This window comes from Lysobacter brunescens (assembly GCF_042677005.1).
GTDB classification, from domain to species: domain Bacteria; phylum Pseudomonadota; class Gammaproteobacteria; order Xanthomonadales; family Xanthomonadaceae; genus Lysobacter_I; species Lysobacter_I brunescens.
In genome coordinates this window covers 100,745-123,210 of record NZ_JBHTIF010000001.1, presented here as the reverse complement: position 1 = coordinate 123,210, position 22,466 = coordinate 100,745, and the positions used below count along the sequence as shown (strand labels likewise).

Annotated in this window: 17 protein-coding genes; 11 read left to right on the top strand and 6 right to left on the bottom strand. The window is 69.6% G+C overall.

Features of this window, described 5'->3' with window-relative positions; genetic code table 11:
• Positions 1 to 60: 60 nt before the first annotated feature.
• The 3 genes from ACFQ0E_RS00540 to ACFQ0E_RS00530 are packed head-to-tail and all read right to left on the bottom strand — an operon-like array spanning position 61 to position 3,121.
• Positions 61 to 567 carry a hypothetical protein gene (locus tag ACFQ0E_RS00540; RefSeq protein WP_386821759.1) on the bottom strand — a complete coding sequence of 169 codons (507 nt, stop codon included), beginning with the start codon at positions 565 to 567 and terminating at the stop codon, positions 61 to 63.
• Positions 568 to 584: 17 nt separating this feature from the next.
• Positions 585 to 1,538 carry a c-type heme family protein gene (locus tag ACFQ0E_RS00535; RefSeq protein ID WP_386821758.1) on the bottom strand — a complete coding sequence of 318 codons (954 nt, stop codon included), beginning with the start codon at positions 1,536 to 1,538 and terminating at the stop codon, positions 585 to 587.
• Positions 1,535 to 3,121: a (2Fe-2S)-binding protein gene (locus tag ACFQ0E_RS00530; RefSeq protein ID WP_386821757.1), complete on the bottom strand. Its 1,587-nt coding sequence runs from the start codon at positions 3,119 to 3,121 to the stop codon at positions 1,535 to 1,537. Before ACFQ0E_RS00530 ends, ACFQ0E_RS00535 begins: the two co-directional genes overlap by 4 nt.
• A gap of 392 nt (positions 3,122 to 3,513) precedes the next feature.
• Between ACFQ0E_RS00530 and ACFQ0E_RS00525 the strand changes: the two genes are divergently transcribed.
• The 6 genes from ACFQ0E_RS00525 (at position 3,514) to ACFQ0E_RS00500 (ending at position 12,514) form a co-directional block, all read left to right on the top strand.
• Positions 3,514 to 4,191 carry an ion channel gene (locus ACFQ0E_RS00525; RefSeq protein ID WP_386821756.1) on the top strand — a complete coding sequence of 226 codons (678 nt, stop codon included), beginning with the start codon at positions 3,514 to 3,516 and terminating at the stop codon, positions 4,189 to 4,191.
• Positions 4,192 to 4,300: 109 nt separating this feature from the next.
• Positions 4,301 to 6,565: a winged helix-turn-helix domain-containing protein gene (locus ACFQ0E_RS00520; RefSeq protein WP_386821755.1), complete on the top strand. Its 2,265-nt coding sequence runs from the start codon at positions 4,301 to 4,303 to the stop codon at positions 6,563 to 6,565.
• Positions 6,566 to 6,769: 204 nt separating this feature from the next.
• Positions 6,770 to 7,639, top strand: coding sequence for a helix-turn-helix domain-containing protein (locus ACFQ0E_RS00515; RefSeq protein WP_386821754.1), 870 nt, complete (start codon positions 6,770 to 6,772; stop codon positions 7,637 to 7,639).
• A gap of 87 nt (positions 7,640 to 7,726) precedes the next feature.
• Positions 7,727 to 10,276: an alpha/beta hydrolase family protein gene (locus tag ACFQ0E_RS00510; protein ID WP_386821753.1), complete on the top strand. Its 2,550-nt coding sequence runs from the start codon at positions 7,727 to 7,729 to the stop codon at positions 10,274 to 10,276.
• A 79-nt stretch (positions 10,277 to 10,355) separates the two neighbouring features.
• Positions 10,356 to 10,739: a hypothetical protein gene (locus ACFQ0E_RS00505; RefSeq protein WP_386821752.1), complete on the top strand. Its 384-nt coding sequence runs from the start codon at positions 10,356 to 10,358 to the stop codon at positions 10,737 to 10,739.
• Positions 10,740 to 10,840: 101 nt separating this feature from the next.
• Positions 10,841 to 12,514 carry a sialidase family protein gene (locus ACFQ0E_RS00500; protein ID WP_386821751.1) on the top strand — a complete coding sequence of 558 codons (1,674 nt, stop codon included), beginning with the start codon at positions 10,841 to 10,843 and terminating at the stop codon, positions 12,512 to 12,514.
• Between the two features lie 22 nt (positions 12,515 to 12,536).
• Here the strand turns inward: ACFQ0E_RS00500 and ACFQ0E_RS00495 are convergent, their stop codons facing one another.
• Positions 12,537 to 13,556: an L-threonylcarbamoyladenylate synthase gene (locus ACFQ0E_RS00495; protein ID WP_386821750.1), complete on the bottom strand. Its 1,020-nt coding sequence runs from the start codon at positions 13,554 to 13,556 to the stop codon at positions 12,537 to 12,539.
• Positions 13,557 to 13,611: 55 nt separating this feature from the next.
• Between ACFQ0E_RS00495 and ACFQ0E_RS00490 the strand changes: the two genes are divergently transcribed.
• From ACFQ0E_RS00490 to ACFQ0E_RS00470, 5 genes are all read left to right on the top strand, one after another.
• Positions 13,612 to 14,160 carry a YaeQ family protein gene (locus tag ACFQ0E_RS00490; RefSeq protein ID WP_386821749.1) on the top strand — a complete coding sequence of 183 codons (549 nt, stop codon included), beginning with the start codon at positions 13,612 to 13,614 and terminating at the stop codon, positions 14,158 to 14,160.
• A 58-nt stretch (positions 14,161 to 14,218) separates the two neighbouring features.
• The gene (locus tag ACFQ0E_RS00485; RefSeq protein WP_386821748.1) at positions 14,219 to 14,485 is read left to right on the top strand and encodes a DksA/TraR family C4-type zinc finger protein; all 267 of its coding nucleotides are present in this window, start codon (positions 14,219 to 14,221) and stop codon (positions 14,483 to 14,485) included.
• 36 nt (positions 14,486 to 14,521) lie between these two features.
• Positions 14,522 to 16,975: an alpha/beta hydrolase family protein gene (locus tag ACFQ0E_RS00480; RefSeq protein WP_386821747.1), complete on the top strand. Its 2,454-nt coding sequence runs from the start codon at positions 14,522 to 14,524 to the stop codon at positions 16,973 to 16,975.
• Entirely contained in the window at positions 16,972 to 19,584 is a 2,613-nt protein-coding gene (locus tag ACFQ0E_RS00475; protein WP_386821746.1) for an alpha/beta hydrolase family protein, read from the top strand. Before ACFQ0E_RS00480 ends, ACFQ0E_RS00475 begins: the two co-directional genes overlap by 4 nt.
• A gap of 219 nt (positions 19,585 to 19,803) precedes the next feature.
• Complete coding sequence (locus tag ACFQ0E_RS00470) at positions 19,804 to 21,297, top strand: hypothetical protein (protein ID WP_386821745.1); 1,494 nt, start codon at positions 19,804 to 19,806, stop codon at positions 21,295 to 21,297.
• Positions 21,298 to 21,378: 81 nt separating this feature from the next.
• Here ACFQ0E_RS00470 and ACFQ0E_RS00465 read toward each other — a convergent pair whose 3' ends face one another.
• Entirely contained in the window at positions 21,379 to 22,044 is a 666-nt protein-coding gene (locus ACFQ0E_RS00465) for a hypothetical protein (protein WP_386821744.1), read from the bottom strand.
• A 47-nt stretch (positions 22,045 to 22,091) separates the two neighbouring features.
• Entirely contained in the window at positions 22,092 to 22,454 is a 363-nt protein-coding gene (locus ACFQ0E_RS00460) for a hypothetical protein (RefSeq protein WP_386821743.1), read from the bottom strand.
• Positions 22,455 to 22,466 lie beyond the last annotated feature (12 nt).

The window sequence follows — 22,466 nt, the reverse complement described above, 5'->3', positions numbered from 1 at the left end:
TGGGTGGGGATGGGTTCGATTCAGCGGTTTTAGTTTTGCTCGTGGTGCGGGTGCATCCGCTCACGACGCGTAGGTGTACACGAAGTACAGGTGCATCAGCGCCAGGGCCGCGAGCAGGCAGCCGGCGGCGATGTGCAGGGCGGTGGTCCATTGGCCCCATGAGGCGAGCTTCTCGCCGGGCAGCAGGTTGAGCAGCGCGCCGGCGACCACGACGAGCATGGTGACGGCGAAGGTGACGTGGAGGAAGCCCGTGTGCGCGAAGCCGGCGTGCAGCACCAGCATGACCAGCATCGCGAGGCCGAGGATGCGGTGCGCCAGCTGCAGCGTGCGCAGCCATGCGGCCTGGACCAGGCGACGCTTGATCAGGGCCAGCGACAGGTCGAAGGCGAGCAGGCCGACGAGGATGTAGCCGGTGAGCTGCTTGTAGGCGTCCATCCGCTGTAGCGGGACCAGCGCGTTCAGGCGCGGCGGCCACAGCCAGGCGATGCAGGCGATGATCACGCCGATCAGCGCGCACCACGATGCGGCCATCAGCGCGGTCTGGTACGCGGATTTCGGGCGGGACAACCGCGGCGCCTGCGCGCTCATGGCGACAGCCCCGCCGTGCCGGAGAGCGGCGGCTCGCTGCCGTCATTGCCCTTGTCCTTGTCCTTGCTCTTGCCGCCTGCGCGCGCGCTGTCCCCTTCGGTCCGCGCCAGTGCGCGCGCGCCATCGCCGTGCGCCTGCATCAGCAGGTTGAGCGTCGCCATCGAATTGCGCGCTTCCACGCGCTGGCGGAAGGTGTCCAGGTCGGGCAGATAGCGGCCATCGCCCGGCCAGCGCGTGCCGAGTGTCGGGCGCGCGGCGTCGGCGAAGCCTTCGGTCTTCTTCAGGTAGGCCGCATAGGTGTCGATGGCCGACGCCCGGTAGGCCGCGAGGATGTCGATCAGCTCCTGCGTGGACACCTTGTCGCGCGCGAACGACCAGGTCGTGGCACCCATGGTGTCGTTGAGTTTCCAATCCTTGCGCGGGCTCTTCGGATGTTCGTTGTGGCAGGTGACGCAGGCCGGTGCGCTGGCGATGTCGGGGAACATCGCGGTGTGGCGGCCGGTGCTGGCGTCGCGGAAGAACTGCGGCTCGCCGCTGCGGTCGATCTTCGCGAAGTAGTCGTTCTGCACGCCCTTGAACGCGTTCGAGGTTTCGATCGGGAAGTTCGAGCCCAGGAACAGGCTCAGTTCGGGCACGCGCTGCTGCAGGCGGTTGGCGGTCTCGCGCAGCAGCAGTGCAGGCAGCGGGCCGGCCTCGACATGCTTCTGCTTCCAGTCCTCGGCGTATTTGAGGCCGTTCTTCAGCCCGGGCGTGACGATGTCGGCGGTGTAGATCGCGCGCACCGAGGCGTTTTCGGCGTCGAGCATGCGGAACATCACGTCGACCGGCACGTCGCGCCCGCCGCCGGTGGTGGCGTCGAGATCGGCGGGTGCAGTCACGAACAGGTAGATGCCGAGCACCGACAGCGCGGCGAGGGCCAGCACGGAGCGGGGGATCTTCGGCAGGGTCATGGCGAGGTCTCCGGCGACTCGGCTTTGAGGATGCGCTCGCCGTAGGGCGAATCGGCGCGACGCAGGTAGGCGGTGACGGCCTCGGGCGTGATGGCGTCCTTCAGCTCGTGCGGCGGCGTGTGCGGATGATTGCCGTGGAAATCGTGGCAGGCCAGGCAGGTGTCCCAGCGTTGCTCGCGCACCAGGACCGCATGCGTGGGGCGCGTCGGATCGTCCTTGACTGCCATGTCGCTGTGGCACGCGGCGCAGAAGCCGGCGTTGGTCTGGCTCACGCGGGCGCCGGTGTGCTCGCGATGGCAGCTGACGCAGGTCTGCGGCGCCAGTTCGCGCCGCGCCTGCTCGAAGCGCGGTTCGAGGAAGCGGTGCGGCGCATGCCGGTCGTCGGGGTTGTCGTGGCAGCCGGCGCAGGTGGCGTTGTCGACATCGCGCATCCCGAAATCGGCACCGTCGCCGCGCAGGCCGACCAGGTGCTTCACCTTCGCCTGCAGCTGCTGGCGCATCGTGCCGGGTGCTTCGCGATGGCAGTCGACGCAGGCCAGGTCCTCATGGCCCGGCGCGTGGGCCGCATTGGGCACGAACTTCGCCAGTGCCGGCGCCAGCAGCACCAGCGGCACGAAGGCGACCGCCAGCCCAGCGGCGTAGGCCAGCTTGCGGATGCTCGGACGCGGGCGCGCGTTGGTCTTGAGGAAGAAGGCTTCGACGCGCACGTCGGCATCGGGCACCTCGGCCTTGTGCAGGCCTTCGAGCAGTCGGCGCGTGTAGCCCGGCGGGCCGCAGACGTAGAAGCGCGCACCGGGGAACTGGCGGACGGTTTCGAGGATGTCCTCGTTGTCGATGAAACCGTCGGCGTCATCCGCGCGCAGGTGGCAGCTGATGTCGCCGCTGCTCGCGGCGGAGGCTTCGATGTGGTCGGCATAGACCATGTCGCCGCGATGCGCGGCGCTGTAGTCGATGTGCAGGCTGCGGCCGGGGCGCAGGCCGTGCAGCAGCGACAGCGCGAGGGTGACGCCGACGCCGGCCGAAAAGCAGACCACGGCGCGCCCGTCGTCGGCATCGGCTTCGCCGGCGGGCACGGCGATGCGCATCGGGATGTCGGCGAACGCGGCGTCGTCGGCATCCAGCAGGCGCGCGCTGAGCTGGCCGTCGGGAATCCGCCGCATCGCGATGCTGACCGTGTTGCCGTCTTCCGACTGCCTGACCACGGTGTAGGTCCGCGTGACCCAGGTGTCGTCCAGCCAGGCCTGCACCACGACATGCTGCGCCGGCAGCGCCTGGGGGTAGGGCGGCCAGCCGGCGAGCTGCATGTCGATCTGCACGATCCGTCGCTGCGGATCGCGGTCGTCGGTCAGCGTGGTGCGGGTCGCATTGGCGACTTCGTACCAGGGCGACTGGCCGAGCATTTCCTGCACCAGCGGGCGGCAGCAACCGCAGTGCAGGCCGCAGCCGAGCTGTGCGCCGAGCGATTCGAGGGTGGAGGCCGGTGCGGTGGCGATCGCGGCCTTGATGCGCCCCCGGCTCACGCCGGCGCAAAGGCAGACCAGATCGTCCTGGTCCTGCGATTGACGGAGGGGAATCGCTTCCATGCAGGTCCTTTGCGGCCGCCCGTGAACGGAGGTCGCGGCAAGGTGACGGCCCGGCGGGCCGCTCGAGTCCATTCGATGCGCGGTGCATCGAAACATCCGATGCATCGCGCGGTGTGCGGGCCTCCTGTGGCGCGCCATGTGCCCGGCGTGCCTCCCGCGAACGTCATGGTTAACAATCCAGCGACACTTTTTCAAGCGGCGCTGTCGGTGCGATGCAACAAATTGCGAACGTCTAGTCGCTTCGGCGCATCCTGCGCAGGGCGGTCCTGCTTCCCGGCGCGCGATGTCTTCCGATATTCCTGCTCACGCGGAATCGCACGGGCGACGGACAGCCGGCGCGATCCATGGCAGCATGCGCGTCGACGCCGCCGATGGCCTGCGGAAGAGGATGCATGGACAAGACCCTGCTCAGATCGATCGCGCATCTGCGTCGCCATCCGGCGGGCCTGCTGCTCGCCGCGCAGCTGTGCGCGGTGGTGCTGTATCCCGTGCTGGACGATTCGGGTGCCGGCCGGCTGGTCTTCGGCACGTTCAGCATCGCCGTGCTCGCACTCGTGCTGTGGGTGGTCAACCGCAGTCCGACGATCAACTGGATCGCGTGGCTGCTGGCCGTCCCGGCGGTGCTGCTCTCGCTGCTGGCCGACATCGTGGATGCGCCGCAGTTGCTGGTGGTCGCGCACATGCTGGAGGCGGCACTGTATTTCTATGCCGCGATCGGCCTGATCATCTACATGTTCGGCGACCAGCGCGTGACCCTGGACGAACTGCTGGCGGTGGGCGCGACCTTCACCCTGCTGGCCTGGGCCTGGGCCTTCGCGTTCTCGGTCTGCCAGGCCTGGTATCCGGGCAGCTTCACCGGACCGGCCGGCCTGGATACGCCCCGGACCTGGATGGAGCTGCTGTTCATGAGCTTCAGCGTGCTGTCGGGGGTCGGATTGAGCGACATCACGCCGATGACCGCCCCGGCGCGCGCGCTGGTGATGCTGGAGATGTTCGCGGGCGTGATGTACATCGCGATCGTGGTGTCCCGCCTGGTCGGGCTGTCGGCGGCGCGCGTCCGGGGCGGCTGAGTCCGTTCAGTCCTGCCTGCGGCGCCCGCGCCGGCGTACGCCCGTGACTTCCGGCATCGGTGCCGGGGGCCACGCCTGATAAGCTTGGGCCACGCCTCTCGATACGGCCATGCTCAAGTCCCATCAGAACCTCCTCCAGCCGCGGCCGTCCGACCGCGTGCGCATCGGCGACCGCGTCGTCGATATCCCGTTGCGCGAAATCGCGCCGGCGGATGGGGGCGAGCCGGTGCGGATCACGCTGAAGGCGCTCGGCGTGCTGCTGACGCTGGTGGCACATGCAGGCAAGCCGGTCAGTCGCGAGGCCCTGTTCGAATGGGTCTGGCCCGACACCCTGCCGACCGACGACGTGCTGACCCAGGCGGTCACCCAGCTGCGCAAGGCGTTCGGCGACGACCGCGAGCGTCCGCGCTACATCGAGACCATCGCCAAGCAGGGTTACCGCCTGGTGGCGCCGGTGGCCTGGGTGCTCGATGAACCGGCGGCGGACCCGCAGATCGATGCGCCACTCGCCGCCACCGCGCCCGTTCCGCCGTCGGCGCGAATACACCAGGCCTGGCGTCTCGCCGGCGGGATCGCGCTGGTCGCGCTGGTCGCCGGCGGCCTGTCGTGGATCCGGCGTCCGGACGCGCCGGCCCCCATCGTGTCCGCCACCGCTGCGACGGCGCCTGCCATCTCCCGCGTCCTGGCCAGCTTCGTGCGCATCGCATCGCTGCCGCAGTCGGAAGAGTGGCCGAGCCTCTCGCCCGACGGCGCGCTGGTCGTCTACAGCCGGGTCAATGCCGACGGCGGCGCGTCGCTGGTGCTGCAGACCGCATCGGCCACCGCGCCGCGCATCCTGACCCCGCCGCAGCCCGGGCAGAACGACGTCATGCCGGCCTGGTCCCCGGACGGCCAGCGGATCGCCTTTTCCCGCGTCGTCGGGACGCGCTGCCGGATCATGCTGGTGCCGGTGAGCGGCGGGCTGGCCCAGGAAGTCGGCGACTGCCTGGCCGACGACGTGCATCCGGTGTCGTGGTATCCCGATGGTCGCGCCCTGATCGGCGCGCAGCGCCCGGGCGGCAAGTCCAAGCCGGTCGAGCGCGCGCTGCATCGCATGTCGCTGGCAGAAGGGCGCTGGCGGCGCATCGACTACGTGCGCTCGCCCTCCGACGAGGACATGTCGCCGGTGGTCTCCCCCGATGGCCGCTGGATCGCCTTCCACCGCAATCTGTCGATCGCCGACATCTGGCGCATGCCCGCCGAGGGCGGCACGCCCGAGCGCCTGACCAATCTGCGCACCAACCTGTATGGCCTGGCCTGGGCGCGCGACAACCGCCACCTGGTCTTCGCGCGCTACCGCGAGGGCCGGATCTACCTCAATCGCCTCGATACCGAGACCGGGCGCATCGTCGAAGCCGTCGCCGGCAACGACAACATGACCTACCCCTCGGTCGCGCGTTCGGGCGATGCCGTCGCCTTCGAGGTCGACAGCCGGCAGTCGCGCATCCGTCGGGTCGTGCTGGCCGATGGCGAGTCGGCGATGTCCACCTCGCGCCAGCTGTTCGAAAGCAGCGGCTCCAATCTGTTGCCGGCGATCTCCCCGGACGGCCACCAGGTCCTGTTCTACTCCAGTCGCACCGGCGACCAGCGCCTGTGGTGGCAGGACAAGCGCGATCCCGACAGCCTGCGGTCCTTCGATGGCTTCGTGCCCGTGCCCCGCTATCCGGCGATGTGGCATCCGTCGTCGGGCACGGCGCTGGTCATCGGCAAGGAGCGCGGCAAGCCCTACGGCATCTATGAGGTCGATCCCGCGCGCGGCCGGATCACGCGCCTGCCCGCGCCTGATCGCCAGCCGGTCCATGTCGCCTGGCATCCCGATCCCGACCGCCTGCTGGTCGTCGCCGATCGCGGCGAGGGGCGCCTGGGCCTGACCCTGTACGACCGCAGCCAGTCGCCGTGGCGCCCGCTGGCCCATCTGTCCGACGTGGCCTCGACCGTGGTCGATGGCCGTCGCGGGCGGATCGTCATGTCCATGGCCGCCAGCCCCGAGATCCGCAGCACCGACCTGCAGCTGGGGGATGTGCGCCCGGTGGATACGGTCACCATTCCGCGCCGGGCCCGCTCGATGGTGATGACCGGGGACGGCGTGCGCGTGCTCGACTCCGACCCCGACTGCCTGTGGCGCTGGCGACCGGTGGGGGAGGGCAGGAGCGAGGGTGCGGTCTGCCTCGGCAAGGTCGAATGGTTCCTCGAAGGGGTCACCCACGACCCGGCCTCCAACGCGCTGTACCTGTCCGTGGTCGAGGAGATGCGGGCCGATATCGGCATGCTGCGGCTGTCCGCATTCGATGCGCCGCCGGCCGACAGCAGCGCGTCTTCCGCCGTAACGCCTTGATCTGCAAGGTTTCGGAACGATTTCGGATCGACTTCGTGTCGATTTAGGAGAAATCTCAGGGGGATTTCCTGCCGATGTGCCGTCTTTGGCCCAAACCGTGAGGCCTCATTCGGCACGGAGCGGACCCCCATGTACGCGAACCCTTCCAGCGCAGCTTTCGCCACCCCCTCGCTCGTCCCCCCGGCACTCGCCCCCAGGGGCGTGATGCCGCTGGCCCTCCCGATGACCCGGCGCCCGCCCGGCATCGAGCTGTCGACGCACCCCGCCGAATCGCTGGCGCGCTGGTGCACGGTCGGCCGGTCCGGCCACCTGCGGCCGGCGGAGCGGGGCTTCTCGATCTGGTTCCAGCTGCGCGGACGGACGCGTCTGACCGCCCGAGAGGGTGCGTTCGACCTCGGTCCCGGCGAATGGCTCGCACTGGAGCGCGACTCGGCCCCCGACCTGCAGGCGGGCGCGCACGGCGCGACCCTCGGCCTGGTCCTGACCGGCGACGCCGCCAGCCGCAGCCGGCCCGACCTGCTGCCCGGACACGGCCGGATGACGTCGCGCGACCTGCGCATCGCGCTGCGGCTGTGGCGCAACGGCCAGCGCCTCGCGACCCTCGCCGGCCGAGACCCGCTGCAGGCGCAGCGCGCCCTGCAGTCCCTGCTGGTGCACCTCGCGACCCAGCAGCGCGGCATGGAAACCGCCATCGCCCGCTGCCCCGGTCGCTCGGTCCGCCGCAAGCGCCAGGTCTTCGGCCGCATGCAGCGCGCCCGCCTGTTCCTCGAAGGCAACCGCCATCGCGTGGTGCGCCTGACCGAACTGGCGGAACTGACCAGCTTCTCCAGCTGGTATCTGTCCAAGACCTTCCACGCCATCTACGACGAAAGCCCGCAGGCCGCTTCGGTGCGCCTGCGCCTGGAACGCGCCTGCGAACTGCTGGCCCAGTCGGACTGCGCCATCGGCGAAGTCGGCGCCGCCTGCGGCTTCGACAACAGCTGCAGCTTCGCCCGCGCCTTCCGCGCCCGCTTCCGGATCACCGCCAGCGCCTACCGCGAATCCGTCCGCGCGGAGCGTCACGCCCGGGGCTGACGGTTCCGGCCCGGGCCGGGATGTCATCATGTCCGCCGAGCCGCGCGGTAGCGAGCAACCGCGCGCTGGCAACGTGAGGGGTGGGGCATGGGTGTGGAGAACACGGGCGGGCCGCGCGCGTCGCGCGCATGGCGCCTGATTGCAGCGCTGCTGCTGTGGGCGCTGGCTTTCGATGTGCTGGCGATGCGGGAGATCGAGCCGGGTGAAGCGCCCGAGCTCGGGCCGGGCGAAGGCTTGCTCGCGATCGTGTTCGACTCGGATTTCTACATCGACGGCGCAAGGTTCGAGCGCGTCGACCGTGCGTTCTCCCCGGGCTTCATCCCGAAGCTGCAGGCAGGACGCACGATCAAGCTCTACGCCGTGCCTGCGGGAACCTATCGCTGGACGAAGATCACGTTCGATCGCGGCTGGCATTCCTACCGTTACATCGACCTGAGCAAGGACCGCGAATACCGCTTCGAGGTCAAGCCCGGCGTGCTGGGCTACGCGGGCGATGCCGTTTTCCGCGCGCCCGCGGGCAGATCGATCTCCGTCCATATCGCCAATCGATCGTTGCCCCTGCTCGACTGGCTCGCGAAAACGCACCCCGCATCGCTTGAGCGCTACGGGTTCGCCTACAGCGGCATGTTCCCGGATCCGTTCCCTGACTTCTATCGCGCGGCGCTCGCCCGCCTGGAGCGCGTCCCCGACGATCTCGACAAGGGCCTGGAGCCTCCGATGCCGGGCGTGCTGCCGATCCCTGCGGCGGACATGTGGCGCAGGTCGCAGACGCGCGATTTCGCGCTCAGCCCGGACGGCACGCTGATCGCGATGGAAGTCCGCCTCGAATCCGGCGGCGTCGGACTGGATCTGGTCGACGTGGTCTCGGGCACGGTCGAACGCATCTTCACGGCACCGCTGGCGTTCGGCACCGTGCGATGGGAAAGCGAGGGCGTGCTCATGGCGGGCATCGCCGGCAACGGCATGGAATCGCTGCACATCTTCCGGGTCGGCATGCAGCCGGGCGGGGATCGCAAGGTCGTCCATCTCGCCGGGCCCGCCGGCAACATTGTCGACGATACGCCCGACAAGCCGAACCATGTTCTCTTCCAGGATTACGACCGTACCGGGAAACTGATGGTCCACGCGTTGCGCCTGGACAATCAGGAATCCCTGCGCGCCTTCCGTCGCACCAGTTCTACCCAGCGACTGAACAAGGGCGTGGTCGACGATCGCCTGTGGTTCGCGGATGGCCATGAACGCCTGCGTGCCGCGCTCGCGGTGCGCGGCGACGACATCGTGCTGATGCACGGCGAGGGCGCCACCTTCCGCGAAGTGCTGCGCCTCGGGGCCGACAACGAATTCACGCCGGTGATGCTGTCCTTCGACGGCGATCTCATCTATGGGCTGAGCGATGAAGGTCGGGGGCAGCGCGATCTGGTCGTCTTCGATCCCGCGCAGGGGCGGATCACGGAAACGGTGTTCACGCGCCCCGGTTCGGATGTCCATTCGCCGATCTTCGGGCCCGACAGGCGGCCCATCGGCGTGAGGTATTACCAGGGTGGCCGGCTCACGAGCGAGTACTTCGATCCCGGGCATGCGGCACTAGATGCGAGATTGAGCGCCGCCTTCCCCGGCAAGCTCGTGGTCCCGGTCAATCGCAGCCGGGACAATCGCAAGTTCCTGGTCTGGGTCGATGCCAGCGATTCGCCGCCCAAGCTGTTCTACGTCGACCTGGACCGCAAGCACGCGGAGCTGGTCGACGATTTCTACCCCGGGCTCGCGGCGCGCAGGATGGTGGCGGGGAAGAGTTTCACGGTGAAGAGCCGGGACGGCATGCAGATCGAAGCCTTCCTGACGCTGCCGCCGGGCGAAGGCAAGCGGCCGCTCGTGGTGATGCCGCACGGCGGCCCGATCGGCGTGGCCGATCGCCTGCACTTCGACCCCGAGGTGCAGTTCATCGCATCGCTGGGCTATGCCGTGCTACAGGTCAATTTCCGTGGCTCCGAAGGCTACGGGCGACTGTTCCGCGAAGCGGGACATGGCGAGTACGGTGCCGGGATCGAAGACGATATCGACGCCGCGATCCGGGACGTGGTCGCGCGCCATCCCATCGATGCTTCCCGGATGTGCATCCTCGGGAGCAGTTACGGTGGGTACTCTGCGCTGATCTCCGCCGTGCGCTGGCCGGATCGCTTCCGTTGCGCTGTGTCGATCGCCGGACTCAGCGATCGCCTGCTGTTCTTCACGGCGAGCGACGCCGTGCGCAGCCAGGCCGGACGCAAGGTGATGATCCAGCTGATGGGCGATCCCCGCGAGCGGACGCAGGCGTTCATGGATGCTTCGCCGCTGTACCAGTATCGCAAGCTCACGCTGCCGGTCATGGTGGTGCACGGCCGCGAGGATCTGCGCGTCGATTTCGAGCACGCGCGTCGCCTGGTCCGCATGCTGAAGCTGGATGGGCGCCCGCCCGTGGTGCTCGCGTTTCCGGACGAAGGCCACGGGATCGATGGCAAGGCGGCGCTCGAAACGGCCTGGACCGGCATCGCCGGTTTCCTGCGCAAGCATCTGGACGACGTGTCCCCGACGGCCGCGCCTGCCGTGGCTGCGCCCGTCGTGCCCGCGCCAGGCGCCACACCTGCGGCGCCCGGGGGCTGAACGTGGCCGGCGGATTCAGGGAAGGTGGCCTGCTTTGCGGCAGACTGGCGCCCTGTCCGCTCTCGTCCCCGGTGTTCGAATGAAGAAGGTGTCCTTGCTGCTGCGATGCGGGATCGTGCTTGGCCTGTCAGCGCTCGCGGCCGTCGCGTCGGCCGCGAATTCGAACAAGTGGCGCCTGCAATTCAGCGGTGCGGCGGAATCGGCAGGGGAGATGGTGTTCGAGATCGTCCCGGCAGGGCAGCCGCCGGTGCGGGTGGTGGCGGTGATCGAGCGCAACGACGGCGAGAACCGGGTCGCGCGCAAGGTGAAGACCGCGATCGACCGCCAGGCGGGCAAGTGGGTCGATGCCGAGCTGGACGATGGCGAAGACGTGCTGGTGAAGCGGCATTTCTTCCGTGGCTTCACAATCGTGCTGGTGTCGAGCACGGTCAAGGACGTGCGGATCAACTTCGACCGGGAGTGATCCGCCGCGGCGCGGGTCCGATCCGGTCGATGCGCCTGCGTCCCGCGAGGCGCAGACTGCAGCCGCGTCGACTGCGTTCGATGCGAATTTCCGGAGGCGACATGGCCATCGAGTCGGCGGCATCCTCGGCATCCTGCAGCTCGCTGCGCATGGCGCTTGCGCTCTCGCTTGCGATCACGGCATCCATCGCCCTCGCGCAGGCGGACCGTCCGCGCATCACCGGTGGCCCGCTGCCCGCGACGCGTCTGACCTCGGCGCAGAGCCTCGCGTCCGGGCCCACGCCGTTCACGGCCGGCTGCGACGGAGTCACGCCCAGCGGCACGCTGTACGTCAACGCCGAAGTCGAACCCTACGTCACGGTGAATCCGGCGAACCCGAGCATCCTCGTCGGTGCCTGGCAGCAGGATCGCTGGTCGAACGGCGCCGCGCGCGGCCTGGTCGCCGCCACCAGCTTCGACGGCGGACGTTCGTGGCAACGCACCGCGCTGCCGTTCTCGCGCTGCGGCGGCGGCACGGTGATGAACGGCGGCAACTACGAGCGCGCGTCGGATCCGTGGGTATCGTATTCGCCGAACGGCGTGGTCCATGCGATGTCGCTGTCGGTCAGCGGCGCGACCAGCGCGATGCTCGCCAGCCGGTCGTTCGACCATGGGTTGAGCTGGAGCAATCCCGTCACGCTGATCGTCGACGGCGCCGGTGCGTTCAACGACAAGAACGCGATGACCGCCGATCCGTTCGACGCGAACTACGTCTATGCGACCTGGGATCGCCTGGTCGACGCCAACAACACCGGGCCGACCGTCTTCACCCGCACCACCAACGGCGGCGCCAGTTGGGAAGGCGCGCGCGTGATCTTCGACCCGGGCACGCGCGCGCAGACCATCGCGAACCAGGTCGTGGTGCTCTCCGGCGGCGTGCTGCTCAACCTCTTCACGCAGATCGACTATCCGCTCGGCGCGCCGCAGCGCGCACGCGTCGGCGTGCTGCGCTCGCTCGATCGAGGCGCCACGTGGTCCGGGCCGATCTACGTGTCCGACCTGCTCGCGATCGGCACGCGGCATCCGGAGACCGGCGCGGCGATCCGCGACGGTTCGATCGTGCCGTCGATCGCCGCCGCGCCCGATGGCGACGTCTACATCGCCTGGCAGGATTCGCGCTTCAGCGCCGGCGCGATCGACGCGATCGCGATCTCGCGTTCCAGCGACGGAGGCCTGAGCTGGTCGGCGCCTACGCGCGTGAACGCCGCGCCGAGCGTGCCTGCGTTCACCCCGAGCGTGCACGTCACCCGCGACGGCGTGCTCGGCGTGAGCTACTACGACTTCCGCAGCAATACCGTCGCGACCGGCCTGCCCACCGACTACTGGCTGGCGCGTTCGTTCGACCGGGGCGCGACCTGGACCGAGGCGCGCGTCGCCGAACCGTTCGAGATGACGCTGGCGCCGGTCGCCAACGGCCTGTTCGTCGGCGACTACCAGGGGCTGACCAGCGTCGCCGGGCGTTTCCTGCCGTTCTACAGTCGCACCAGCGCGGGCGATGCCGCGAACCGGACGGAGATCTTCGCCTCGCCGTTCATCGATCTCGGCTTCCCGTCCGCAGCGAAGTCGCTGGCCGCGCAGCGCGCCGAGCTGCAGTCGCGGCAGGTACCGCGCCAGTTCCGGATCACGCCGCTGGTCCGCCATCGGGTCAGCGAGAACCTGCGCCGTCGCCTGAAGCAGCCGCCGGGGTTCGGCAGCGGCTGGATCATGCCGAACGTGATGCGCGCGCTGCAGGGCTGAGCGTGATCGACGCCCTGTGGATTCAGCCGCTGACTGCGCGCGACAGGCGGTCGTGCACGTCGCGCCAGTCCTCGCCTTCGGGCGGGCGTTCCAGCCAGATCGCGTCGGCGCCGGCGCGATCGAGGGCGTGCAGCGTGGCGTAGAGCGCGCGGGCGAAACCGGGTTTGTCGGCAGGCAGGCGCAGTGTGGCGATCACGCCGCGCGATGCGGGCAGATCGTCGCTGGTGTGCGCCAGCGCGATGCGGGCGTCGTCGGGCAGGGCGTCGAGCTGCGCGCGCAGCGTGGCGGTGTCGAACATGCGCAGCGGCGTGCCGGGGCGGTAATGCACCGCGACGTTGCCGGGTACGGCGACCGTGTGCTGCCCGGGAAAGTCGACCGGCATGCCGAGCGCGGCTTCGAGCTGCGCGCGCGTGATCGGTCCGGCGCGCACGATGCGTGGCGGCTCGCCGGTGGCGCAGCCGGTCAGATCGACGATGGTCGATTCCAGTCCGACCTCGCACGCACCGCCATCGAGCACCGCATCGATGCGTCCCGACAGCCCGGCCAGCACCTGGTCGGCGCTGGTCGGACTCAGGCGCTGGTAGGGATTCGCCGACGGCGCTGCCAGCCCGCCGTCGAGGCGCACGAGCAGGGCGTGCATCACCGGGTGCGCGGGCACGCGCAGACCGATGCTGGGGCGGCCGCCGGTGACTTCGCCGGGCACATCGGGCGCCTTCGGCAGGAGCAGGGTGAGTGGGCCGGGCCAGAACGCCTCGGCGAGCCGCCAGGCGGCGTCGGGGATGTCCACGGCCCAGCGCGACAGATGCGACGCATCCGGCAGGTGGACGATCAGCGGATGGTTCGAGGGCCGGCCCTTGGCCGCGAAGATGCCGCGCACGGCCTCCGGGCTGCGGGCGTCGGCGGCCAGGCCGTACACGGTCTCGGTGGGCACGGCGACCAGCCTGCCGGCGCGGAGCAGGGCGACGGCGGCGTCGAGGTCTTCCGGGCGGTCGGGATCGAGCCGGCGCGTGTCGAGGCGGCGGATTTCAGGGGTCTGCGACATCCCGGCAGGGTAGCAAAGCGGGCTACACTCGGCGCCCTTTTCCCGAGTCGCCGGCATGTCGCCCAAATCCACCGTGGTCAAGGTCGAGCTGCAGGTCAGCGACATGGACCGGCACTACTACGCGCAGCACAACCTGACGCTGGCCCAGCACCCGTCGGAAACCGACATCCGGCTGCTGGTGCGGCTGCTGGCGTTCGCGCTGCATGCCGACGAACGACTGGAATTCGGTCGCGGGCTCAGCGACGAAAGCGAGCCGGACCTCTGGCAGCGCGATTACGTCGGCGACATCCTGCTGTGGATCGACCTGGGCCAGCCCGACGAAAGCCGCGTCCGCAAGGCCTGCGCCCGCGCGCGCAAGGTGGTGGTGGTCAACTACGGCGGCAACGCTGCCGAGGTCTGGTGGAACAAGAACGCTGCGGGACTGGCGCGCTTCGAGAACCTCACCGTGCTCGACCTCGACCCAAAGGCCATCGACGAGATGCTGGCCCACGTCCAGCGCGGCATGCGCCTGACCGCGATGATCCAGGACGAGGAAGTGCAGCTGATGAGCGACACCCTGAGCGTGACCCTGCGCCCCCGGGTGCGGATGCGCGCGCGGGGCTGAGTCGCGCCGGCGCCCGGCGTATGATCGGCCGGTACGTGAACACTCGGCGGAGGCGACCATGGCGACCGGATGGGCCGGCGACGGCGCGGTGCAGGACCAGATCGACGCGACCATCAAGGACGGCATCGAGCGCGTGCGGCGGCAGCTCGCCCAAGGGCCCGGGCTGGAACGCTGCGAGGAATGCGATGCCGAGATCCCGGAAGCCCGGCGCAAGGCTGTCCCCGGCGTGCGCCTGTGCGTGAGCTGCCAGGACGCGCAGGATCGCGAAGCCGGCGCCTTCAGCGGCTACAACCGGCGTGGCAGCAAGGACAGCCAGTTGCGGTGAGGTGTGCGGTGATGCGTCCTTGATGCGAGAGGGGGAATGATGCGCTGGATCTGCGGTTTGATCGTGGGCTGGATGGTCGTGTTCGCCGTGCAGGCGAAGGTCCGGGAGGTGCCGCCTGGGCAGGTGCCCGAGGTCGGGCCGGGCGAAGGGCTCGTCATCATCGTGATCGACACCGACTCGCGGCTGTCCGACATCCGCTTCCGGCAGGAAGGTCGGTTGATCCATTCCGCGGTCATCGATTCCGCGCCGCCCGGCGCCACGCCCAAGCTCTACGTCCTGCCTGCGGGCGAATACGAATGGGCCCGGCTGACGTCCCGGTACGGCCTGCGCTACGCGTTCATCGACAAGCCGGGCACCCGGTTCAAGGTCGAAGCCGGCACGCTGAACTACCCGGGCGACCTGATCGTCCGCGGAATCCTGTCCGAAGCGCCACGGCTGCAGTTCTCCAATCGCAGCGTGCAGGCGATGGACTGGCTGGACTCGAACTATCCGGGCCTGGGCGAACGCCTCGCTTTCCGCTATGCGGGGATCTACCCGGATGCCTTTCCCGCGTTCTATCGCGAGGCGCAGCGCGCCGTCGGCAAGCCGCATTCGGAACTGGCCTATGCGTTGAACCCCCCGAAGCCCGGGCCGTTGCCGCTGCCTGCGCGCGCCCTGTGGCGCAGGGAGCGCATGTCCGCCGCGGACCTGAATCCTCGCGGCGACATGCTGGTCAAGGTGCTGAACACCGACGCCGGGACCGAATACCACCTCGTGGAACTGCCGGGCGGCGAATCCACGCTGCTGATGAAGGGCGACGGTCCGATCGACGAGATGGGCTGGGCGGGCGATGACGTTTTCATCGTCGCGCTGCGGCAGCCGGGCTCCAGCGCGGCGGACATCCACGTCTTCCGTTTCCGCAAGACCGAGGCGGGCACGCGCGCCTTCGAACATCTCGAGCAGCTCACCTATGCGCAGTTCGTCACCCTGCTGCCCGAGCAGCCCGACTACATGCTGCTGTCGTCCTTCGACGACGACGGCCGCCTGCTGGTGCATCGCCTCGGCATCCGCGATCGCAAGGAGATGGCGAAATTCCGCTTCAAGCCCGGCAACAGGATCAATCGCGGGGTGGCGGAGGACAGGGCATGGTTCGCCGACGGCCAGGGCCGCCTGCGGGTCGCCCTCAGCCGCGTCGGCGAAGAGCTTGCGATCATGCACGGGCTCGATGGCTCGTTCCGCGAGGTCATGCGTTTCGGCCTGGAAACCCCGTTCTTTCCGATCAGCCTGTCGTTCGACGGTGATCGCATCTACGGGTTGAGCGAGCACGGGCGCGGACAGCGCGACCTCGTCGTCTTCGACACCGCGTCGCGGACGATCCAGACGCTTTTCAGCAAGCCGGGTGTCGACGTGGTCGCGCCGATCCTCGACGGTGCGCGCAAGCCGATCGGCGCGATGTACCACCTGGACGGCCACCTGGTGAGCGACTATTTCGACCAGGCACAGAGCGGAACGACCGAGGCGCTGCAGCGCCTGTTCCCGGGCAAGGCCATCGCGGGTTCGGATCGCGCCGTGAACGGCGGCATGCTGGTCTGGGTGAGCGGTGCCGAAGACGCGGGAGCGCTCTATCACGTCGATCTTTCGTCGAACAAGGCCACGATGATCGAATCGGACGCGCCGTGGCTGGCGGGTCATCGCTTCTCGCCGACGGAAGTGCTGAAGACGCCGTCCCGCGACGGCAAGACGATCGAGTCCTATCTCACCCTGCCTCGCGGACCGGGACCGGGACGGTGGCCGCTGGTCGTGCTGTCCCACGGCGGACCGGTCGGCGTGCGCGATGTCCGTGGCTTCGACCGCGAGGTGCAGTTCATCGCGTCGCTCGGGATCGCCGTGCTGCAGGTGAATTTCAGGGGGTCCGACGGCTTCGGCACGTCGTTTCGCGATGCCGGCATGCGCGCGCACGGCACGTCCATCGAGGACGACATCGATACGGTGCTGGCCGAGGTCGTCCGCGACCCGCGCATCGACGCGTCGAGGATGTGCGCGATCGGCTCCAGCTATGGCGGCTACTCGGCGCTGATCTCGGCGGTCCGCTGGCCGGAACGCTATCGCTGCGTGGTGTCGATCTCGGGCCTCAGCGACATGCCGCTGTTCTTCTCCGCCAGCGACAGCGGCAACACCCGCCTTGGTCGCGATGCGCTCACGCGCTTCGTCGGCGATCCGGTCAAGGATGCGGAGGCCATGCGGCGCAATTCGCCCGTGTATCGCTACGCCGAACTGAAGTCGGCGCTGATGCTGGTGCATGGCGACGACGACCTTCGCGTCGATTACGAGCACACGCGGCGCATGGTGCGCATGCTCAACATCGCGGGCCGCCGGCCGACGCTGATCACGGTCGAGAACGGCGATCATGGGTTCGATTTGCTGGACGATGTCGAACGTGTCTGGGACGGGGTCGCTGGCTTCCTGCAGCGGCACCTCAAGCCCGACGGGAAAAGCGGCGAGGCCCGATGAAGGCCCGGCGACGGCGCTCCGGCGCGCCGGTCCGGGCCAGCGTGCTGCGTGTGGTGCTGGCGGCCATGCTCGCGATGTCCTTCGCCGCGTTCGCGAAGGTCCGCGAGATCCCGCCCGGCGAGCTGCCGCGACTGGCCGACGGCGAGGGGCTGGTCGCGATCGTGGTCGATACCCGCACGCCGCTGCGCGAGGTGCATTTCCGCGATGACGTGGCGGATGCGGTGGTCGTGCAGTCCGCGACGCTCCGCAACCTGCCGGCGGGGGCAACGGCGCGGCTGTATGCGCTGCCTGCCGGCGAGTACCGCTGGCATCGGCTGACGACGCTCTACGGCCTGCGCTACCTGCTGCACGACCGGCCCGAGCATCGCTTCCGGGTCGAGGCGGGCGTGCTGAACTATCCCGGCGACCTGATCGTCCGCGACGTGATCTCGGACCTGCCGCGCGTGCAGTTGTCGAACCGGGCGCTGCAGGCGATCGACTGGCTGGACGAGGTCCATCCCGGCCTGGGCGAACGTGTTCCGCTGCGCTACACCGGCCGTTATCCCGATCCCTTTCCCGCGTTCTACCGCGCGCAGCAGGCCCTGGCCGGCAAGCCGCACACCGCGCTCAGCGACGTGCGCCGCCCGCCCGCGCCGGGCGCGCTGCCGCTGCCGGTGCGCGAGCTGTGGCGTCGCGAGCGGATCAGTCGCGCCGACCTCAGTCCGCGCGGCGACCGGCTGGTGAAGGTGCTGCACGACGCGCAGGGCGATCACCTCGAACTGGTGCCGCTGCCCGGCGGGCAGGCGACGCCGCTGATGCGCATGTGCTGTCCCATCGAGACGATGGGCTGGGCCGGCAGCGATGTCTTCGTGGTCGCGACCCGCGCGCCCGGCACCAGCATCGTGCACCTGCGCGTGTTCCGCTTCCGCGCGCCGGGCGAGGGCGAGCCTGCCTTCGACATGCTCGAGCGCTGGATGAACGCGCAGGCGATCGAGATCCTGCCCGAGCGTGACGACATCGTGCTCGTGTCCTCGCGCGACCGGCGCGGGCGGCTGATGGTGCATCGCCTGCGCATCGACAGCACGCACGCGATGACGCGCGAAGCCTTCGATCCGGCGACGAAGCTCAACCGGGGCGTCGACGGCGACCTGGCGTGGTTCTCGGATGGTCGCGGGCGCCTGCGCGTGGCGGTCGCGGCTGTCGGCGAGGATGGCGAGAACCGCGAGAACCGCAGCATGCGGCGCCTGCTGCACGGCGCCGATGGCGACCATGTCGAAGTGCTGCGCCATCCCGCCGATACCTTCACGCCGATCAGCCTGTCCTTCGACGGCGCGCGGATCTACGGTCTCGGCGAGCCGACCCGCAACGACGATGCGCCTGCCGACGCGCATGGCGGCGGGCAGCGCGACCTGCTGGTGTTCGACACCGCGACCGGTCGCCTGTCCACGCTGTTCAGCCGACCGGGCGTGGATGTCGTCGCGCCGATCCTCGATGGCGCACGCGAGCCGGTCGGCGCGATGTACCACCAGGACGGCCATCTGGTCAGCGAATATTTCGATGCGGCCGCGCCGGCGACCAATGCTCTGCTGCAGTCGATGTTCCCCGGGCGCAGCGTCGTCGCATCCGACCGCGCGGCCGACGGAGACCTGCTCGCATGGGTGGAAGCGGCGGATGACCCGGGCGGCCTGTTCCACATCGATCTGGATGCGGATACCGATGCCGGTGCGCCGCGCGCCACGCGCATCGAATCCGAAGCGCCATGGCTGGACGGTCGCGCGTTCGCGCCCTCGACGCTGCTGCGCGCGGTCGCGCTCGACGGCTCGCCGATCGAGGCCTACCTGACCCGGCCGCCGGGCAGCGGGCGCACGCCGCTCGTGCTGCTGCTGCACGGTGGCCCGGTCGGCGTGCGCGATGCGCGCGGCTTCGATCGCGAAGTACAGTTCCTGGCGTCGCTGGGCTACGCCGTGCTGCAGGTGAACTTCCGGGGTTCCGACGGTTTCGGCAGCGCCTTCCGCAGCGCGGCGCGACGCGCACAGGGCACGCTGATCGAGGACGACATCGACGCCGTGCTCGCGACCGTGCTCGACGATCCCGGCATCGACCGTGAGCGGGTCTGCGCGATCGGCGCCAGCTATGGCGGCTACTCGTCGATGGTGTCGGCGATGCGCTGGCCGGGTCGGTTCCGCTGCGTGGTCTCGATGTCCGGGCTGACCGACCTGCTGCTGTTCTTCACCGCCAGCGACAGCGGCAGCACGGCGAGCGGACGCGATGCGCTGGTCCGCGCGTTCGGCGATCCCGATACCGATGCCGAGGTCCTGCTGGGCCGCTCGCCCGCCTACCGTTTCCGCGAACTGGGCGTGCCGCTGATGCTGGTGCACGGCGACGACGACCTGCGCGTGGATTTCGAGCACACCCGGCGCCTCGTGCGCATGCTCAACATCGCCGGAACGAAGCCGACGCTGCTGACGGTGCGCGATGCCGGCCATGCCTTCGAGACGCTGGACGATGTCGAAGCGGTCTGGACCGGCGTCGCGGGCTTCCTGCGCCGGCACCTCGGGCCCGGCGTGCAGGTCGCGGCGTCGTCTTCTCCGCCGGCGCAGGACAGCGTGTCGGCGCCGCGCAGCGAGTGACGCCGCCGGTCGGCGAAGCGCCGCCTGCCATCACGATTCCGCACCGAATGCGCCGGCGGGCTGGCCGGAGGGCCGACGGCGGCGCGTTGACGGCAGTGGCGGTCGTCGATCGCCAGCGGTGCAGGGCACGGGCGTCGCGCATGCGGCGCCGATCGGGACGCACGGGCGGGACGCCGGCCATGGATCGCTTTCATGGATCACGAGTCGAAGGAGAGACGCATGAACGCATACAGACGTACGTGGATGTCACTGACGCCGCTGTCGCTGGCATTGGCATCACTGGCAACGATGGCCCCGCGCGACGCGACCGCGCAGAGCTGGGAACTGGTCTCCGGACTGCCGGCCCAGCGCGATGTGCATCGCGGCACCAAGGAGATCCGCAACTGCCTCAACCCCGGCGGCGTGCTCAGCGTGGGCACCACCACGCCCGGCGGCGCGGCCCCCAACACCAACATGCTGATCGAGCGCCTGACCGCAGGCGCCGGCCTGGTCTACCGGTTCCAGTACGACACCGCCCAGCAGCCCGAACAGGCCGCGCAGGTGACCGAATTCCGCGACGGCACCGGTTTCGCGGTGGTCGGCAGCCTCGACCCGCTCAACGTCGCCGCACCGCAGTCGCGCTTCATCGTCACCAAGATCGATTGCAACGGCCAGCCGCTGTGGCGCTTTGCCTACGGCGACAGCACCGAGTTCAACACCGGCTGGGACATCCTGCAGGCGGCATCGGGCGCGGCGGCGTCGGGCACGGCAGCCGGCGATCTCGTCGCGCTGGGCCGTTACTACAAGCCGGCCACGGCGGCCGCACCGGCGGTCTACCGCGCGCGCATCGCCCGCACCCGCGTCAACGGCACGCCGATCTGGGTGCGCGACTACCAGGCGTCGATCGCGGGCGACTTCGAACTGCACGCTATCGCCGAACTCGTCCCCGTGGCGCCCAGCACCACCGGCGATCTGGTCGCCGTCGGTCGCATCGCCGGCGAGGCAGCGGTGCTGCAGGTCAACGGCAATAACGGCGCGGTGGTCTGCACCGCACGCATGCGCGGCCTGGGCACGGCGCAGTACCACGACGTGGTGCCGGTGAAGACCTCGGCGGGCACGCCGGAATTCCTCGCCGTGGGCGAAACCAGCCCGGCCGGCGCGGCCTCCCAGGTCTATCTCTCGCGCTTCGTGCCCAACTGCCTGCTGCGCGTGCACACGCACTGGGGCGCGACGGCGGATCGCGAGATCGGCTGGGCCGGCGATCTCACCACGGCGACCACGGTGAGCGGCGTCGGCGCGGGCGTGCTGCTGTTCGGCGGCGAAGCGAACGGCACCTACAACGGCGTCTTCAGCCAGGATGCGTTCCTCCACCTGGCCAATCCCCAGACGCTGCTGCCGCTGCCCGGTGGACTGGGCAAGCGCTACGGCACGCAGGGCGCGCTGGCCGAGAAGGCGCTGACGCTCTCGTCCGCGAACAACGGCGCGTATTTCGCCGGGTTGTCGACCACCAACTGGCTGGCCAACGGCGACCCGCAGCACGCGCTCACCGCGCGCGCCTCGGTCAATGCGCTCAAGACCAGTTGCGCGGTCGACTGGCAGCCGCCGGCGGTCAGCCTGGCGCTCGCCAGTGCGACCTACGGCGTCACCATCACGCCGAAGGACGCCGTGCAGCAACCGCTGCCGACCCGTTCGGCCGTGCTGTCGCAGAAGCTGTGCTGCCCCGTCGGGCCGTGATGCCGGTCTGAGCAGCCAAGGCGATGCCCGGCGTGATGCCGGGCATCGCTTCCGTCACGCGATGCGCGCGGCAGATCCCGCTCAGCCCCGGCGCATCCACCACAGGAACAGTGCGAACAGCAGGCCGACCGCCAGTGCGATCTTCGTGAGGATGCCGAAGCGCGTGGCCTGCCCGGGCAAGGCATCGTCGTTGCGGTTGCCATAGTAGAGCCGTGCACGGATCGCCTTCGGTTCGAGGTTCACGCGATCCTGCAGGTCGAGGCTGACCGCGACCATGGCGCCATCCGCGAAGGTGTAGCTGTGCCCTTCGCGGCCGACCCACACCGCCTGCGGCGAGGCCCCGACGTTCGCCACGCTCTCGCCCATGTAGGCGGAGCGGATGCTGACCACGCCGAGGTTGACCGGGATCTTGCACGGCTGCGGCGTGTCGTAGCACTCGATGCCGATGTCGATCAGCGCTTCGCTGTCGGCATCCGGATCCGGGCGCGTCGCGGCGTAATCGATCACCAGCGTCACCGGGCCCTTGCTGGCGTCGTGCTTGAACTCGAGCGTGCCCAGCCCGCGCATATCCTTCGACTGGATCTGGATCTCCGGCCCGGTCCAGGTCTGGTCGGCGATGATCTCCAGCGGCTTCTCCGGATCCTCGCTTTCCAGCGGCATCGGCAGGGCGCCCGATTGCGCCTGCGCCACGAACGCGGCAGGCAGCAGGGCGAGGGCGAGCAGGGCGGTCAGGGCGCGTAGGGTCATCGGTCGGTCTTCATGCAGGATCGGTATGGGAAGGGCGGGCGGCGACGTCATTCGATCAGCCGCCAGCCGCCGGGGCCGTCGAACAGGGTGGCCTTGGTGCGGATGCGTTCGGGTTCGTCCTTCACCGGCGGGAAGCTCGCGCGGTAGGTGATGTCGCACACGTAGACGCGCTCGCCACCGGTGCAGCCATGCACGACGGTGCTGTGCAGGCGCACGTCGAAACGGATGTCCTTGAACCCGCCTGCGGAGCCCATGTTGATGCGGATGCCCCCGCGGTCGTTCTGGTGCTCGAACGCCTTGCGCAGCGCGCGATCCACGTCGTCGCTGTCCGGCGGCCCATCGCTGCCGCAGCCTGGCAGGGCGAGCGCGAGCAGGGTCGCGATCGCGACACGTCGAATCGTTGCAGGCATCGGTTCCGTCCC

Coding starts and splice junctions, on each gene's coding strand:
- ACFQ0E_RS00535 (WP_386821758.1), bottom strand. CDS start 1,538: ATGACCCTGCCGAAGATCCCCCGCTCCGTGCTGGCCCTCGCCGCGCTG.
- ACFQ0E_RS00530 (WP_386821757.1), bottom strand. CDS start 3,121: ATGGAAGCGATTCCCCTCCGTCAATCGCAGGACCAGGACGATCTGGTC.
- ACFQ0E_RS00525 (WP_386821756.1), top strand. CDS start 3,514: ATGGACAAGACCCTGCTCAGATCGATCGCGCATCTGCGTCGCCATCCG.
- ACFQ0E_RS00520 (WP_386821755.1), top strand. CDS start 4,301: ATGCTCAAGTCCCATCAGAACCTCCTCCAGCCGCGGCCGTCCGACCGC.
- ACFQ0E_RS00515 (WP_386821754.1), top strand. CDS start 6,770: ATGCCGCTGGCCCTCCCGATGACCCGGCGCCCGCCCGGCATCGAGCTG.
- ACFQ0E_RS00510 (WP_386821753.1), top strand. CDS start 7,727: ATGGGTGTGGAGAACACGGGCGGGCCGCGCGCGTCGCGCGCATGGCGC.
- ACFQ0E_RS00505 (WP_386821752.1), top strand. CDS start 10,356: ATGAAGAAGGTGTCCTTGCTGCTGCGATGCGGGATCGTGCTTGGCCTG.
- ACFQ0E_RS00500 (WP_386821751.1), top strand. CDS start 10,841: ATGGCCATCGAGTCGGCGGCATCCTCGGCATCCTGCAGCTCGCTGCGC.
- ACFQ0E_RS00495 (WP_386821750.1), bottom strand. CDS start 13,556: ATGTCGCAGACCCCTGAAATCCGCCGCCTCGACACGCGCCGGCTCGAT.
- ACFQ0E_RS00490 (WP_386821749.1), top strand. CDS start 13,612: ATGTCGCCCAAATCCACCGTGGTCAAGGTCGAGCTGCAGGTCAGCGAC.
- ACFQ0E_RS00485 (WP_386821748.1), top strand. CDS start 14,219: ATGGCGACCGGATGGGCCGGCGACGGCGCGGTGCAGGACCAGATCGAC.
- ACFQ0E_RS00480 (WP_386821747.1), top strand. CDS start 14,522: ATGATGCGCTGGATCTGCGGTTTGATCGTGGGCTGGATGGTCGTGTTC.
- ACFQ0E_RS00475 (WP_386821746.1), top strand. CDS start 16,972: ATGAAGGCCCGGCGACGGCGCTCCGGCGCGCCGGTCCGGGCCAGCGTG.
- ACFQ0E_RS00470 (WP_386821745.1), top strand. CDS start 19,804: ATGAACGCATACAGACGTACGTGGATGTCACTGACGCCGCTGTCGCTG.
- ACFQ0E_RS00465 (WP_386821744.1), bottom strand. CDS start 22,044: ATGACCCTACGCGCCCTGACCGCCCTGCTCGCCCTCGCCCTGCTGCCT.
- ACFQ0E_RS00460 (WP_386821743.1), bottom strand. CDS start 22,454: ATGCCTGCAACGATTCGACGTGTCGCGATCGCGACCCTGCTCGCGCTC.